Source organism: Terriglobia bacterium (assembly GCA_020072565.1).
Lineage (GTDB): Bacteria > Acidobacteriota > UBA6911 > UBA6911 > UBA6911 > JAFNAG01.
Genome location: JAIQGI010000003.1, coordinates 125962 through 141102 on the forward strand (window position 1 = coordinate 125962; position 15141 = coordinate 141102).

General features: G+C 60.9%; 14 protein-coding genes. 2 read left to right on the top strand and 12 right to left on the bottom strand.

Going from position 1 to position 15141, the window contains the following annotated elements:
• Nucleotides 1-28: 28 nt before the first annotated feature.
• Nucleotides 29-406: a hypothetical protein gene (locus LAP85_02565; protein ID MBZ5495259.1), complete on the top strand. Its 378-nt coding sequence runs from the start codon at nucleotides 29-31 to the stop codon at nucleotides 404-406.
• Here the strand turns inward: LAP85_02565 and LAP85_02570 are convergent.
• The 5 genes from LAP85_02570 to LAP85_02590 all read right to left on the bottom strand — a co-directional run bounded on the left by LAP85_02570 (nucleotide 307) and on the right by LAP85_02590 (nucleotide 5604).
• Nucleotides 307-2124 carry a hypothetical protein gene (locus tag LAP85_02570; GenBank protein ID MBZ5495260.1) on the bottom strand — a complete coding sequence of 606 codons (1818 nt, stop codon included), beginning with the start codon at nucleotides 2122-2124 and terminating at the stop codon, nucleotides 307-309. The genes LAP85_02565 and LAP85_02570 overlap by 100 nt on opposite strands.
• Nucleotides 2111-2794, bottom strand: a complete 684-nt coding sequence (locus tag LAP85_02575) for a hypothetical protein (GenBank protein ID MBZ5495261.1) — start codon at nucleotides 2792-2794, stop codon at nucleotides 2111-2113. The genes LAP85_02570 and LAP85_02575 overlap by 14 nt, the downstream gene beginning before the upstream one ends.
• 1 nt (nucleotide 2795) lies before the next feature.
• Nucleotides 2796-3368: an RNA polymerase sigma factor gene (locus LAP85_02580; protein MBZ5495262.1), complete on the bottom strand. Its 573-nt coding sequence runs from the start codon at nucleotides 3366-3368 to the stop codon at nucleotides 2796-2798.
• A gap of 248 nt (nucleotides 3369-3616) precedes the next feature.
• Nucleotides 3617-5008: a VWA domain-containing protein gene (locus LAP85_02585; protein MBZ5495263.1), complete on the bottom strand. Its 1392-nt coding sequence runs from the start codon at nucleotides 5006-5008 to the stop codon at nucleotides 3617-3619.
• A 71-nt stretch (nucleotides 5009-5079) separates the two neighbouring features.
• Nucleotides 5080-5604 (bottom strand): DinB family protein, encoded by a 525-nt coding sequence (locus tag LAP85_02590; GenBank protein ID MBZ5495264.1) that lies wholly within the window; start codon nucleotides 5602-5604, stop codon nucleotides 5080-5082.
• 546 nt (nucleotides 5605-6150) lie between these two features.
• Here LAP85_02590 and LAP85_02595 point away from each other — a divergent pair.
• Nucleotides 6151-6612 (top strand): polymer-forming cytoskeletal protein, encoded by a 462-nt coding sequence (locus tag LAP85_02595; GenBank protein MBZ5495265.1) that lies wholly within the window; start codon nucleotides 6151-6153, stop codon nucleotides 6610-6612.
• A gap of 134 nt (nucleotides 6613-6746) precedes the next feature.
• Here LAP85_02595 and LAP85_02600 read toward each other — a convergent pair whose 3' ends face one another.
• The 7 genes from LAP85_02600 to LAP85_02630 form a co-directional block, all read right to left on the bottom strand.
• Entirely contained in the window at nucleotides 6747-8906 is a 2160-nt protein-coding gene (locus LAP85_02600; GenBank protein ID MBZ5495266.1) for a VWA domain-containing protein, read from the bottom strand.
• 517 nt (nucleotides 8907-9423) lie between these two features.
• Nucleotides 9424-10602 carry an energy transducer TonB gene (locus tag LAP85_02605; GenBank protein ID MBZ5495267.1) on the bottom strand — a complete coding sequence of 393 codons (1179 nt, stop codon included), beginning with the start codon at nucleotides 10600-10602 and terminating at the stop codon, nucleotides 9424-9426.
• A 306-nt stretch (nucleotides 10603-10908) separates the two neighbouring features.
• The gene (locus LAP85_02610) at nucleotides 10909-12276 is read right to left on the bottom strand and encodes a VWA domain-containing protein (GenBank protein MBZ5495268.1); all 1368 of its coding nucleotides are present in this window, start codon (nucleotides 12274-12276) and stop codon (nucleotides 10909-10911) included.
• A gap of 47 nt (nucleotides 12277-12323) precedes the next feature.
• A complete protein-coding gene (locus LAP85_02615) occupies nucleotides 12324-13118 on the bottom strand; it encodes a TonB family protein (GenBank protein ID MBZ5495269.1) in 795 nt (264 codons plus the stop codon).
• Nucleotides 13119-13219: 101 nt separating this feature from the next.
• On the bottom strand, nucleotides 13220-13582 hold the full coding sequence (locus LAP85_02620) for a hypothetical protein (GenBank protein ID MBZ5495270.1): 363 nt from the start codon (nucleotides 13580-13582) through the stop codon (nucleotides 13220-13222).
• Nucleotides 13572-14117, bottom strand: a complete 546-nt coding sequence (locus LAP85_02625) for a sigma-70 family RNA polymerase sigma factor (protein MBZ5495271.1) — start codon at nucleotides 14115-14117, stop codon at nucleotides 13572-13574. Before LAP85_02625 ends, LAP85_02620 begins: the two co-directional genes overlap by 11 nt.
• Before the next feature lie 163 nt (nucleotides 14118-14280).
• Nucleotides 14281-15126: a prephenate dehydrogenase/arogenate dehydrogenase family protein gene (locus LAP85_02630; GenBank protein ID MBZ5495272.1), complete on the bottom strand. Its 846-nt coding sequence runs from the start codon at nucleotides 15124-15126 to the stop codon at nucleotides 14281-14283.
• Nucleotides 15127-15141: the final 15 nt, after the last annotated feature.

Consider the following 15141-nt stretch of genomic DNA (forward strand, 5'->3'; position numbering starts at 1 on the left):
AGGGGAAAGGACGATCTCTTCGGGGGTAGTGAGGTTTGGACCGGTTGATGCCAACCTGTTGGTGTATGCCCACGTCGCAGCCTTGCCGCAACACGACCGGGCGCGGGAGTGGTTGGATGCGCGGCTGAACGGGGCCGCTCCGGTGGGTTTGCCCTGGCCAAGCTTGCTCGGCTTCCTGCGCCTTACCACCAACCCGCGTATCTTCGAGCGCCCGCTGTCAATCACAAACGCATGGCGGCAAGTCAAGAGCTGGCTGAACTGCGACCCGGTCTGGATTCCAGGTCCGACTGAAAAGCACCGGGTATCTCAACGCTTCTTGGCGGCGGAGAGAATTTCGATGTTACCGTTGCTGTTGGTGAGGTTCAGCTCACAGCCGCCGCGGCCGATTTGCCCGGTCAGCGACTGAGACGACAGCAGCCCCGCAGCAGTAACGGGCAGGTCGCTCACGATTTTGCCGAAAGACGTTTTGGCGCTCACCGCGTAATCCGCCTTCTCGGGCAAATAGATCCTCAGCGGCGAAAACGAAGTCCGCGCCACGATGCGATTGCAGCCAGAGCCCGCCTGGCCGACAGTCACGCCGGTAACCTCCACGGTACCATTCTGACTGGAAACTCCGATGGATCCCCCAACGCCGTTCAGGCTCACCGGGCCGAACGAGGTGCGCACATCGACGTTCCGGGCAACGGATAGCGCCGTCACGCCGCCGTTGGAGTTCTCCACCGTCAGGGTTCCGCCGATCTTCTCGGCCTTCACCAACCCGAAGCTGGTTTTGATGTAAGTGTCGCCCGTGACGCCCGAAAGGGTGACACTGGCATTTCCTGAGACAATCCGAACGCCCTTGCGCAGGCCGGAGGCATCCACCCGGCCGAAGGTGTTGTGCACCTCCGCCTCCCCCCCGACATTGTCGAGCTTGACCGGCGCATTGGCGTTGGTGATGGTGGCATTGCCCGAAATCCCGCCCGCTTCAATACTGCCGAAGCTCGTCTTCAATAGCGCATTCCCCCTCAGGTCCATGACCACGATCCTGCCGTTGGAGTTCTGAATGCCGGTATCGCCGGCCACATCCCTGAGGTCGACCGTGCCGAAGGTACTAACCACCTCTGCTGATCCGGAGATCTTCGACCCCGTGATGTTGGAGTTGCTCGCCGTGCTGCTCAGTTTCTTGCCGATGTTGAAGAAGGTTACAGGCCCGAACGATGTGTCCAGTTGGGCGGCACCCAGGACGTTGCGGGCATCCACAGCGCCATTGCTGTTGCGGACCGTCAGATCGCCCTTGATGTCATTCGCTTTTACGGATCCAAAAGAGGCCGTGATCACCGAGGGTCCCGCGGCGCTGGTGAGCTGCACGTTCCCGTTGCTGTTGTTGATCAAGGCGTGCTTCTGGATGTTCTCGGCGGTCACATCCCCGAAACGATTGCCCACTGTCAGGATCCCCTCGATCTTGACGGCGGTCACAAAGCCGTTGCTGTTCGTGATCGTGACGTCGCCGGCATTGCCGGACACCCGGACGCCGCCGAAGGTGTTTGCCAGACGCTGCCGGCCGCTCCCGTCGCTGAAGATCAGCATGCCGTGGCTGTTGTTGATGTCGGCGTCCGCCTTCAGGCCGGACACATCCACGTCGCTGAAGCTGCTCTTGATCTGCAGTGGAGAGCTCTCGGGCATGACGATATCGTAGTCAACGGAGTAGGAGATGTTCTGCTGCCGGCCGGAAAACCGTATCATTACAGGAAAATCCGTTCGGATCAGGGTGATGCCGGAGTTCTGGCTGACCTGGATCGCGATCTTGTTGCCGAAATCGGCGGCTTCCGCCTGCGACGGCGCCGATACCCGGATGCTGGCCGAGATGCGGAGTTCCGCTTGGGGGTGGGTATGGACCACGATGTCCCCCTGCGTGTGCTCAATCCTGACCGCCTGGCCTGCCGGCACGTCGACCGATTTCTGGAAGCTGCGGGCAAATTCCTGCCGCTGGCCACCGGCCAAAGACATCGGGAAGAGCAGAAAAACAACCGCAAATGTGACCCGGACGGTGCAGCCGAACATTCTCAAAGAGGCCGGGATGACAGCCTGGCTTTCTTGTTTCCCTGCAACGGTACTCGGGGCGGATCGAAACCTAGCGCAGTTCATCGGCGTTCTCCTTCATCAGCTCCTGCAGAGTGTGTTTCTTCTGCTGATACATGGCGAGCAATTCCGTGCGCGCGTGGGCGTTGTAGCGGTTCTGATCCACGGTCGCCCGGCATTCGGCGATGGCCTCGTCGAGGAGCATGAGCTTTTCCCGGTAACTGACCATGAGCGGCGTGGCAGCCGCCGAGAGCCTGGGCCCGGCCAGCCCCGCAAGCTTTTCGATCGATTGAACATAGGCAGCTTCGGAATCCTCGACTTCGCGAAGCGCCTGCTCGGTCAGCAGGCGATTTTCGACAACCGCCAGCCTTTCCGCAGTCGGCGCCCTGAAATTCCGCACCAGGACGGTCACGGCAATGGCCGCAAGCAGGATCAGAAAGGCGGTGGCGGCCGCGATCCTCCATCGTCCAGGAGGCAGCGTGAGGAATCCGCGCGACTGCCGTCGGCGCGCCTCCTCGCCGGCGGCCTGGGTTGCGAGTTCGCGCCGAATCCTGGGCCACAGATCCGGGCTGGCCCATTCCTTATGCAGATGCGCCGCCGCCGCGGAGATTTCATCCCAGGCGGCCAACCGCTCCCGGCAGGAGGAGCAAACCGATGCGTGCGCGGCCAGCGCTTCCCGGGCCTGGGGATCGTCTCGCTCGAGCAGCCCATCCATGTCCCTGCACTCGATTTTCATGTCAAGCCCTCGCTTCATTGCCGGTGCGCATCAGCCGCTGCAGTTCCCGCTTGGCCTCGAACAGAATGCTCTTGGACGTTCCCTCGGCGATGTTCAGGATCCCGGCGATTTCACGATGCCGGAAACCCTCGACTTCGAACAGCAGGAACACGGCCCGGCCGCGCTCGGGGAGGCGCTTCAGCGACTGTTCCAAGGTGAGGCGCAGTGGGTGATCGGCGCACGCGTTTGGGGCAGCGCAGCCGCCGAGCGCCTCCGTCATCGTTCCCCCGGCTTCCGGCTCGCGCCGGCGCCGGGAGCGCAGCAGGTCGTAACAGGTGTTTACCAGCACACGGTAGATCCAGGTCATGAATGAGGCCTCGCCCTTGAAACCGCAGACGCTGCGGTAGATCTTCAGGAACGCTTCCTGCACGGCATCCTCCGCATCCGGCACGTTGCCCAGCAAATTGAAGGCGATGCTTTTCATGCGCACACCATGGGCTTCATAGAGCCGGTCGTAGGCCGAGAGCCTGCCGCTCTTGCAGTCGTCGACCAGCCCATCGGCATCCAAGACCAATCCCTCTTGGAGGCGCGGCAATTGTCTCTCCTCGTCGCGACGGCGCAAGCCACTGTTTCGGCGGGGCTTGCGCGGACAACCCGAACCGCACTTCCGGGGAAAGAGCCGGGCTGCCCTGCTTCCTTTCGCTCTGTCCCCAAACCCTGTTTCGAGAGCTTAGACGATCACGAGCCTGAAATCGTTGGAATTATTTCCAGTCAGTTTTCGGCATTTCGCGGGATTGTAGACACCAATGAGGAGAGAAATGGTGGGCAAGACCGAATGCGACGTCAACGGCTCCCCTGCTTCTTGGAAACGAGCTGTGACAGGTCGAGGGATCCCTGGCGCACGCGCACGCTCAGGCCCGAGCGACCTTTGATGGAGGCGCGGATGGTGCTGTATTTGCCCGGCAGCAGCGCGTCCGGATTGAGGTGCCAGCCCAACAGGTAGTATCGCGATATTTCCGTCAGGGTCGTGATCAGGGCCGTGTCCAGCGCATTGGTATTTTTGAGGAACCGCCCGCCGGTATCGGCGGCAAGCGCATTGAGTGCGTCTTGCGACGAAGTCACTTCGTTGACGCCGCTGTGCGCCAGAGCCCCGGTCATATCCCCGGCCCGCTTCGTTCTCGCATCCGGCAGGCCAACCACGAGGCCCCGGGCATCCAGGGTGTAGATCAGAATCCCCGCACGCGCAGCGGCAGTGGTCACTTCGCCTATTCTCGCGACGATATCGCCTCGTTGCGGTTGAAGGACGAAACCATCGGACAAGAGAAAAACCAGTTTGCGTCCCGGCAGAGCTTCGGCGGCGCGCAGAAGATTGCGCAGGGCCGAAAGAAACCTCTCGCCGATGCCCGCAGATGTTTGAGCAAGGTCGGCAGCCCTCCTGCGGGTCGTCTTCTCTGCGTCATCGCACTCCCTGCCGAGGTTTGAAAACCGATCAAACGGCAGTGTCCATCCCCGGTTGTCCCTCACCACAGGTTTTCCTGTTATCGCCTGCACGAAGTAGGTAATGGCATCCCAGTCGTTCTGTTCGATCGCAACCGCCTGCGCTTCGGTCATGGGCGGCCACTGCAGGTCCTTCACCCCCGCGCTTTGAAAGTTGAGCTTCTCCAGGGTAGCCAGCAAAGCACCCTTATCGTTCGTGAGTTGCTGCGCGAATCCAAGTTGTCCCGAGGCCGCAAAAATGCCGAATCGGTCCCTGGGTCCCATCGAAGCATTGATAAGATTGGTCAGAGCGGCTCGTGACCGCATGACGCTGTCTTCGGCCAAGTGCCAATCGTCGAGAAAAAGCAGCAGCGTCCGCCCGGGATTTGTTCCGGTCGCTGCCGGCTGCGGCGGTGCCGGCGTAGGCTTGGCTTCCGCTTTCGCCCAGATCTCCTCATCATGGGAACTACCTGCGGATACCAGTTCGAAAAACGAGATCGGCTGCACCTTGCCGTCGACCCGCAACTCGAACTGCTCCGGCTTCAGATCACTTACGAAATGCCCCTGGCGGTCGAACACCATCACATCGGTCTGCACCAGCGCGACATTGACACGGATGGCAGCGCCGGAGGGTTCCGCCTTCTGCCCGGGGGGTAGCTTTTGAACCTGAGCCCGTAATGGAGGTACAATCAGGATGGACAACAGGACGGAAGCCGCGATCTGATGGAAGCAGCCAAGGGAACGAGTGTGCATGCTCACGAGACCCTCTCCCAAACTGCCATTATCCTCGGGGAGTCAACGGAGCGTACCCAAATACGGCGCGCCTTAGATTAACCCCAGAGGTCAACGGTATTGACGGGTTGTCCCTGCAGCTTCAAATAGTAGAAAAGTTGCCCTTTGTGTCGATCGAGATGCCGTACCATCTGAAGGAGATGCCATCCAAGGGCGAATTTTTCGCCGGGAGCCCAGGGAGCTGCGACCTCTTTATTGGCCAGATCATCCTCGCCGGCACGATGGATCATCTGGAGCGCGATGGCTTTGTCCTCCAGGAGTATCTTCCTGGCCTTCTCGACACTCTCTATTCCAGGCAGTTTTTCGGCCGGCGGCAGCATTTCTTCCGGGGAAAGATCTTCCATCTTCACGCCCGCCGGCAGGCCCCAGTCACCGGAGATGAATCCTTTGCATCCGCCCCCACAGGCGTTGCTGATGTGCTTCAGGAGTTGCCTGACGGTCATCCAGTTAGCGCCGCTCTCAGGTTTCCAATCGAGACTGTCCGGATTAACTCTGTCCAAGAGTCTCAGGGTGGTTGTGTAAGTGTTTTCGATCTCACCTTTCAAGAGCTGTGTCCAGTCCACGACGATTCTCCTTTCTCAGGATCATCCTGGCGTCACGAGTGTACGCTCGATGGCGCTTCCAGGCAACTCGCGCCCATCGGGGCCCAATCGCGGACGGATCCGGACAAGCTGGATCTGTTCATACTCTTGTCGTGTAACCCAGGGCAAGAGAGGTTCTTAGACTCGATATTTGGCCACAATTATCAGGTCTGAGTGAACCTGGTAGTTTGAGCAGGATGTTGGATGGCAGGGCATAAATGCCCGTAGTGCTTATTCCCGAAAAACACAGGGTCAAAATCGAAGCTGGGGACGTATTGGCAAGCTTGTTTCAAGGCATCTGGTGGGAGCGTTTGGCTTTGTCCAGGTCCGATCCCCAAAACGCGCTTCTGTGTTCCCGCACACAATGGCCGTTGAAGGCTCACCAATATAATTGTAAAGAGAGCATCAGTGGGCGCCGCCGCGGCGGCGTTCCCAACCGCTGATGATTCGGTCTTTTAAAAAATGTTGACCCAGGAACCCAGGGGGTCACGTCTGCCAGCCGCGGCCCCGCGAACAAAGGAGCATTCAATGATCTGGAAAAAACCTGAAGCTGATGAGGTGCCGGTCCAACCGTTGGCTCAACCGCTCCCCCCGCCCCTTCCCCCGCCTAAACCGCAGGTCCAGCCCGCACCAAAACGAGAGCAGGCGCTAATCGGTCCTTCGATCGAACTCAAGGGCACGCTCTCAGGCGGCGAAGACCTGGTCATCGAGGGACGGATCGAAGGCAAAATCGAATTGCGCAATAACAGTGTCATCGTCGGCAAGAGCGGGCACGTCAAAGCAGATGTTCATGGCCGCACCATCACGGTCATGGGCGAAATCGAGGGGAATCTTTACGGTCAGGAGCAGATCTCTTTGCGCCAGGCAAGCACAGTGCGCGGCAATCTGGTCGCGCCGCGCGTCATCCTGGAGGATGGCTGCAACTTCAAGGGCGGGATTGACATGAGTTCCAACGGCACCGGTGACAAGGCCAAGCCGCTGGCAGGCTGACCGGCGGCGATGATCATTCCTTTAAGGGGAATCGATCGAACCGGATCGAGTTGTAGCAGTCTGACGTCAGGACCAGTCGTTATTTTTCGCGACGGTCTCCTGAACCACAAAATCGACAAGGTACGGTCCTCAATTTACTGGATCCAGAATGCGACTCGCTGTGATGCAGTCGCTTTCCCCGGTCGATCGGTAGCGGTGACCTCGAGCGTATAGGCGCCGGGCGGGAGACCATCGAGTGCCAGTTCGTCGCTGAATGTAACCGGTTCCCGAGTGATCTCGCCTTGCGCAGCCGGCACAGGCCGGGGCGGCGATTGCGCCGCGACCTGATTTCCCCGGTAGATCCTTGCCTGGATCTGAACGCCGGCGCCGTTGTAGATGTTCAGGAAGAACGCGACGCGAGCATTGACGGAGAAACTGCGCCCGATGCTGAATGGAGCCCGGGCAAGAGTTTCCATCGTAAGCGCCGGTTCCCTTCCCGGCACCGACTGATCCTGCAGAAATATGCTGCTCAGCGCGAGCTTCCCGGCCGTGATCCATGGCAGGTCAATCCACTCCCAGACGCTGCCGAGACGACCGCTTCTCGGATCGCGCGCGGCGACGCGCACCTGGTAAATTCCTGGTTCGAGGAGAATCAGCCTGCGGTGGGCCAGGACCTTGTCCCCTGGCCCGGACTGTCCTGCCGGGGCGCCGGGGAGCGACAGGCTCTCGCTGAAGCTGCTTATGCCAACTCCCTTCTGGTTTCCTACCACACCCATGACATCGATCCGGACTCCTTGATTATCCCCGTACAAGTCGCCGCCATTGGCATCGATCTGATAGGCCATGGAGAGGACGTATCCCTTGCCGGGCTGGTAGATGTAACCCGCCTGGAGGGAAACCGGCAGGCCGTCGAGGGGAAAAGGCCCTTCGAGCGCCTGGGTCAGAGCCTTGATACGGTCCGTCCCGGCCGGCACCGGCTCGACAGCCTTGTTCGGCGCCCTGGAAACGATCTGGGAAAGATCGGCCCTTCCCTGGCGCAGGCGCACTTTGAGGTCCGGTCGGTCTTTGACCGCGACCTGGATGCGCTTGTATTTGCCCGGCTGCAAAGTGTCCGGGTCGACGTACCAACCCAGAAGATAGTAGCGCGAGACTTCAGCAAGCGCCGTAGTCAATGCCGCGTCCAGCGCATTGGTGTTTTTCAGAAAACGCCCGCCGGTGTCCGAAGCCAGTGCGTTCAGCGCGTCTTGCTGCGGTAAGACCTCGTTGTAACCGCTGTGCGCCAGGTATCCCCGGGTGTCCGGGGCTCTCTTTCGGGTCGCATCGGGAAGGCCGACCACGAGGCCCCGTGTATCCAGGCTGTAAATGACGATCCCGACGCGCGCCGCGGCATCGGTCATCTCCTGCAGTCGATGACCGATATCGCTCCGTTGGGGCTGAAGAACGAAGCCGTCGGACAAGAAGAATATCAGCTTGCGGCCCGGCAGGGCCGCGCACGCGCGCACGGCATCGCGCAGGGCCGAGAGCGTCCGCTCCGCAACCGCTGCGGATGTGTGAGCAAGGCTGGCTGCCCGGGCGCGGATTCTCTCAATTGCCTCTGCGCGATTTCGAGTAACCTTCAATACCTCCAGCACGAAGTATTCAATCACGTCGGGTTCGTTTTGTTCTATCAAGACCGCCTGCCCTTCGGTCATGGGCGGGTATTCTAGATCCTGCACGCCTGCAGATTGGAAGTTGAACCGTTCAAGAGCAGCGTGCAGAACTGCCTTGTTGTCGGTCAGTTGCTGCAGAAAGCCGAGCTGCCCTGATGCGGCAAAAATGGCGGCCCGGTCGCGGACCCCCATCGAGGTATCGATCAGCTTCGCCATCGCCGCTCGCGACCGGATGACGCTATCAGCAGACAAATGCCAGTCATCGACGAAAAACAGGATCGTGCGCCCGGCATCGGAGCTGCTCACGACGGGCTGGGGCGTTACGGGAACCGGTTTGCCCTCGGCTTTTGCCCATATCTCCTGGTCGTGCGGGCTCCCGGTGTAGACCAGTTCCAGGAACGATATCGGCTGCGGCTTGTCATCGACGCGCAGCTCGAACTGCTCGGGCTTGAGGTCGCTGACAAACCGCCCCTGGCGGTCGAAAACCATCACGTCGGTCTGAACCAGCCCCACGCCGACACGGATCGCGCGGCCGGCCTGGGCCGGTTTCTGTCCCGCCGGGGCCTGTTGAGCCTGGGAATTGATGAGCCGGGGAATCAGGTACAGTGTGGACGAGAGAAGCAGGGCCGGGATGAACCACTTGCGGTGCCGGTTGCTTGGATTCATGAGCCCCTCACAATCCTGGTCCCAACGGTTCCCGGCCGGTGTCGCGAGACTTGTTTCATGCGCGCCGATGCGACCTGACGCGCAGTCGTCCGATCTCTTGTCCTACTCCACGGCCCGTTCCGTGCGGCCGGCGGCAAGAACAGACCCGGGATCTCGAGACATCCTGAGCCGGCCGCTTTGGAGTGCGGCGGCCTGACGCCGCTTTTCGCGTCTGAAATCAGAAAGCGACCGCATGCCGCCGCACTCCAAGGCGCCTTCGGCGCGGAAAAGCGATCGGGGCATGTGACGAGTTCTGAATTTCCACCCGAAATCACGGTCCGCATTATCTCCGGAATCAAATGGATTTGGTACCTATATTCGCTTTCCGGATCATCCCGTGGGCATGTTGGCTGCCAGGTCAGGAGATTTGATGGATGGGATCGCGGGAAGTGTCACCAGTGTTCCCAATCAACCATATTGCGCGATCTGCAAGCCCATCGCTGAATTGAGAACGCTGGCGGTTTTTTTCCTCAGAGTGTCAGTACAGGCGGAAGGTCACTTCGATGAGGGCTCGGAAGTCGATCGGGACACCGCGATAGCGGGCGGGTTTGAATTTCCACTTGTTCGCGATGGTGCTGATGGTGGATTCATCCAGGCCGTGGCCCAGGCTCTTAATGACCTCGATCCCGGCGACGGTTCCGTCGGCGAGGATCGTGACCTGAAGCACGACCAATCCCTCGGTCCGGGCTTTGCGTGCCTCCTCTGAATATAGAGGGGTCGGCTTCAGGATGGCCTCGGGCAGGGTCAAGCCGTCACCCGAAATATTGGGTCCGTCGCCGGGGCCTATTCCCCCATGACGTCCCCTGCCATAGCCACCATCCTCACCGGGGCCTGCGCCCGGTCCTTTCCCGGGGCCGTACCCGGTTCCCTCTCCGGTCCCGCTGCCGCCGCCGGGGCCGGGGCCGGAGGAAGTCGGGCCGGCCATGGGTGCCGTGATGTCGCCGATGGGAAGGGATAAATCAGCAGGAAGATCGATGGGAATCTGAACGCTGGCCTTCGCATCCAGGGGATCGTCCGACGGCACGAGCGGCTTCGGCATCCCGGGATCCGCAGGCATGAACTGCACGGGTGCGGCTTCTGGCAGGCGGCCTCCCGAAGGGGGAAGCTTTTCGCGCTTGCCGCCGCCTCCGCCGCCACCACCGTCACGACCATCTCCGGCAAAGGGCAGATGCATCGGCGTGTTGATGAACACGACCTGGTCCTTCTGCTGCGCCGGTGGTTCGAGCGGGCGGTACATGGCAAAAAAGACGGCAAGGCCTGCAATCAGGGCATGAACGGCCAGCGAGGCGACGCCGGCCTCCATTCTCCGTGTGCGCAACTGTGCCCGTTCCTCCGCCAGTTCCGCGTGATCCGACCAGAGCGAGGGGATGAACAGCGCGAACCGGTATCCGGTGGCGAGATCCTCGAGCAGCCCTTTCCAATCGAGAGGCGCAGCTTTTTCGGACGGCGCGAGGTAATGGAACAGCGAGGCGCGCGTGCGCGGAGCCCGCCGTTCTTCGCGGAAAGACCGCCACGGGTGGCGCAACAGGTCCCAGAGGTCCGGCAACACGCCGGGCGCAACGTCATCCGTGTTGCCATAGAACAGCGAGGCCTGCATCGCCGGGCCCGCGGCCCATTCCCGCACCCGCCTCGGCATGACTCGAAGGTTGGTCGTCATATCCCCTGCTCCTTTACTGCAGCTCCAAACACAAGGACGGAGAATGCCGGACCGATGTCGGGAAATATTTTCGATTGAACACCCTTCCCTAGAACCGATCCTCGAGGCCTTATCGAAATTCAAAAGTGGTGGATTTGTGGCTCCGATATTCGTGGCACAGTCGGTGGCGGAGAGCTCCAGCGTGCGGGAGCACGGGGGAAGACCTTTGAGCGTTAGTTCGTCAGGCGAAGCTCATGCGCGTGTGCTGCCGGGCACGGTCGGGCCGCCCGCGCCCACTTCACTCGTCCGTGGGGGAATTCAACCCTTTCACCGGTTTTCCTGCTTTTTGGACACGAGGCGGGATAGGTCGAGCCAGCCCTGGCGCATGCGCACCGAAAGGTCGGGGCGCCCCTTCACGCTTGCGCGGATGGTGCTGTATTTGCCCGGCTTCAGCTTTTCCTGATCGATGGACCAGGCCAGCAAATAGTAACGGGAGATTTCCTCCAGCGTGGTGATCAGGGCCGCGTCCAGCGCATTGGTGTTCTTCAGAAAGCGGCCCCCGGTGTCGGCCGCCAGCGCGTTGAGCGCGTCCTGCGCCGAGCTCACTTCGTTGACACCGCTGTGCGCCAGTTCCCCCTTGGAGTCCGGCGCCCGCTTCCGCGTCGCATCGGGAAGGCCCACTACCAGGCCGCGCGCGTCCAGGGTATAGACCACGAATCCCGTGCGCGCCGCGGCATCCGTGACTTCCCGGATCCGGGCGACAATGTCGCCGCGCTGCGGTTGCAGAACAAATCCATCGGACAGCAGGAACACCAGCTTACGCCCGGGCAGGTCCTCGGTCGAGCGGAACAGGTTCCTCAGGGCTGCCAGCGACCGTTCCGCATAGGCGGCGGACTGCTGGGCCAGGCCGGCGGCTCGCTTGCGCGCGATCTCCTTGGCCTTGGCCAGATCGCGATCGTCATTGATGCCACCCATGGATCCCGACATATAGCGGTCGCCGATCAGCGGCGCGATGGCTTTCGCGAAGTAGTTGATGACGTCCGCATCGTTTTGCTCGATCAAAACAGCCTGCGCCTCGGTCATCGGCGGATATTCGAGGTCCGCGACACCGGCACTCTGAAAGTTGAACTTTTCCAGCGCAGCCAGCACGGCAGTCTTGTCTCCCGTGAGCTGCTGCACGGGACCGAGCTGTCCGGTGGCCGTGAATATGCCGACCCGGTCCCTGGGCCCTGTGGAAGTGTTGAGGAGATTGGCCAGCGCCACCCTCGACCGGATGACGCTGTCCGCCGACAGGTGCCAGTCGTCCAGATAAAACAACAGGATGCGCCCGGGATTGCGACTGCCTTCACCCGGCTGCGGCGGGGCAGGAACCGGCTTCCCCTCCGCCTTCGCCCAGACCTCCTCATCGTGAGTGCTCCCCGCAGACACCTGTTCGATAAATGAGATCGGCTGCACTTTGCCGTCGACCCGCAATTCAAACTGATCGAGCTTAAGATCGGGCACGAAGCGACCCTGGCGGTCAAAAACCATCACGTCTGTCTGAACCAGCCCCACGTCCACACGAATGGTGTGATCAGAAGGCTTCTGTCCCGCTTCAGTCTTTTTGGCCTGAGGAAAGACGGCGGTAGTAAGACACGGCAACAGGAAGAGAAGCGCTTGTGGCAGGCACCGTAAGAATTTACTGCGCGCGCGCATGAGAACTCCCGCTTGAAGGATGTGCACTCGATAAAACTGTGTGTTTTTCACTGCTGGTACAGGTGAAACGTGACCTCGATCATCGCCTGGACCGACACGGGTTGGCCGTTGAGGGTCGAGGGCTTGAATAGCCACCGTTTGGTGACGGTATCGGCCGCCGATTCATCCAGGCCATAACCGAGACCGCGCAGGACCTTGACGTTGCGAACCGCGCCATCCTTGCCGATCACTACTGCCAGCAGAACGCTCCCCTCGACCTTCCTCTCCCGGGCTTGCGCGGTAAACGCGGGCGTCGGCCGCTGGACCGGCACGGGATCGGTGACGGGTCCGCCGATCTGATAGATGGGTTCTTCCGAGATCGAAACACTGCCGTCCGCCTTGGGAGCCGGTTTCGCGGCAGCAGGCGCGGGGGCAGCATTGGCCTGGCTACGCTGCATCTCCTGCAGCTTTCTCCACTGGTCGAACGAGACGGCCAGCCGGATGTCGAGGGCCATCATCGTCTTCTCTTTTTCCAGCCGGGCGCGCGCGGTCACGACCTGATCGATCTGGGCCGCAGCCTTCTTGGCATCGAGGCGGCTGGTATCGATGAGCGACTGCAGGATGGCTTCCTGTCTCTGCAATTCGGCGGCCAGATTGTTGAGATCCGACCGATGACTCAAAAATGCCTGGTCGATCTGCTTGATCTGGCTCTCGCGCAGCTGCAACCCGCGCACGACCTCCGAGTCCCTCCACCACGTCCCCAGTTCCGCCGGCAGAGGAGCCGGGGCTGACAGCGAAAACTGCGTCATCGCTGCTACGGCAAGAAGCAGAAATGGGATGGCTGGATTCGAAATGTGTTTCATGGCTGACTCCTTGTAAACAAGAGAAGATATCGATTTGCCCGCACTTGTCCCTTCATTGCGATCATGGGCATGGAAAATCGAACTGTCCCCCTTTTCTGCAGTCACTTTTTGACCATTTCTTTGGTTAGCACGAGAGCCGGTTCCAATGCCGATGGGACTTCTTTGTTCAGCAAACGGTCAACTCCCAGCAGCAATTCCTGGTCATTACCCTTTGCAGGATCCGGCGCAGGTGGTTTCTCCGGCTTGACGAAAAGCATGACAATGAAGACCACAATTGTGACCGCTGCTGCGGATAGCCAGACCGGGAGCTGCCAGCGGGCCCGCCACGGGCGGCGCTGCAGCCGGCCGCGCAGATTCTCCACAGCCCGCGTCTCGATGCCTGCCCTGGGTTCGGCTCTTCCGTAGTCGGCGAGCGCTCTGTCGAGCCATTCGTCAAGATTCTCATTCAATGGTTTACGATCCATAGCTGCCCTCCGTCAGGGCCACGAGTTTTTCCTTCAGGAGTTTCCGCGCCCGGGATAGTCGGTTCCGGACCGAGGATTCCGGGATGCCCAGCACCTCGGCAACTTCGGCGGAGGTCATCCCTTCCACCGTAGACAGCTGAAGTGTTTCCCGGAGATTCCGAGACAGTGCGGGCAGGAGGCGCACGAGTAACGCGAGCCTTTCCCCGTGGAGCAGCCTTTCCTCGGCCCCCGGTCCGCGCGTCGGTAGCGCTTGAAGCAAGTCCGTGGATTGCTCCTTGCGCCGGTTTCCTGATTTCCTGCGGACCCGGTCGACCGCCAGGCGCCAGGCGATGCGCGCCAGCCAGGGGTGCATCCGTTCGACCTTGCCCGCTTCCCCGGACCGGTAGGCCCGGAAGAAGGTTTCCTGGACAACATCCTCCGCATCTTCAGCGTTCCGCAATACCGCGTAGGCGACCTTGAAGACGAAACGCGCATGCGCATGAACCAGCGCCTCGAAGTCGACGGCCCCAGCGCGTGTCAGCGGCGTTTCTGCCAAAATCACCTTCTCCATCGCGGCAACTTTCGAAGCGACCTCGGCTTCTAAATCTTAAGACGTAGTCACATGACCAAGTGTCCGAAATCTTTATGGCTTCTTATCCCTGTAATAGGAGGGGTGTCAAGGCCAAAACCTGGCCCGATCTATCAGGGTGGATTGGCAGTTAAGAGCTTCCCCGGAGCTTTTGGGCGAAGGTAGCGGCGCTAGCAAACTCGTCCGCGAGGTCACCCACTTGCAGCTTCCGGCGAAGCTGCTGCAGGTGGTTGATGATGGATTGCAGGGCGAGGTCGATATTGTCCTGGTTGGTATCGAGGACCGCCCTCCACACGGAATAAGGACTGATGGCAAGGCGGGTCATGTCCCGCAGTCCGCTTCCGGCTGTCTCGATCGGCTGTTGTTGACAGACGTTCGCGAGAGCAGTGGAAAGAAGCTGAGGCAAGTGGCTCAGCCAGGCGAGCGTGCGGTCATGCTTGTCCGGTGCCATAATCAGCGGGCGGGCGCCCAGTTGTTCGACCAACCGTCGGAGCCTTGCCAGATTTTCGGCACGCACGTCCGCCGGCGGGCACAGGACGTAGGGAGCGTTGTGGAAGAGCGTCGGAAGGCTGTTTTCCACGCCAGCGATTTCCCTCCCCGCGATCGGGTGGCCGCCGATGAACTGCACCGACTGCGGGAGACGGCTCCATGCTTTGCGGCAGATCCGGAGTTTGGTGCTGCCGACGTCGGTCACGACCGTGCCCGGGCCCAGATGGTCGCCCAACACGTCAAGCGCCTGCAGGATGTGCTCCACGGGCGACGCCAGAATTACCAGATCCCGATCTTCCAGCGAACCGGTAAGGTCGGTGGTGAAGCTATCGACGGCACCGAGGTGCCGTGCCCTCTCGAGACGCAGCGAATCGCGCCCCACCCCGCGGATGTCGACATGCGGAGCGGCTTGCTTCAGAGCTATCCCCAGAGATCCGCCGATCAAACCAACCCCTACGATAGCGACTCTTTCGAAAACATCGGACATGGTGGCCTCGTTCAA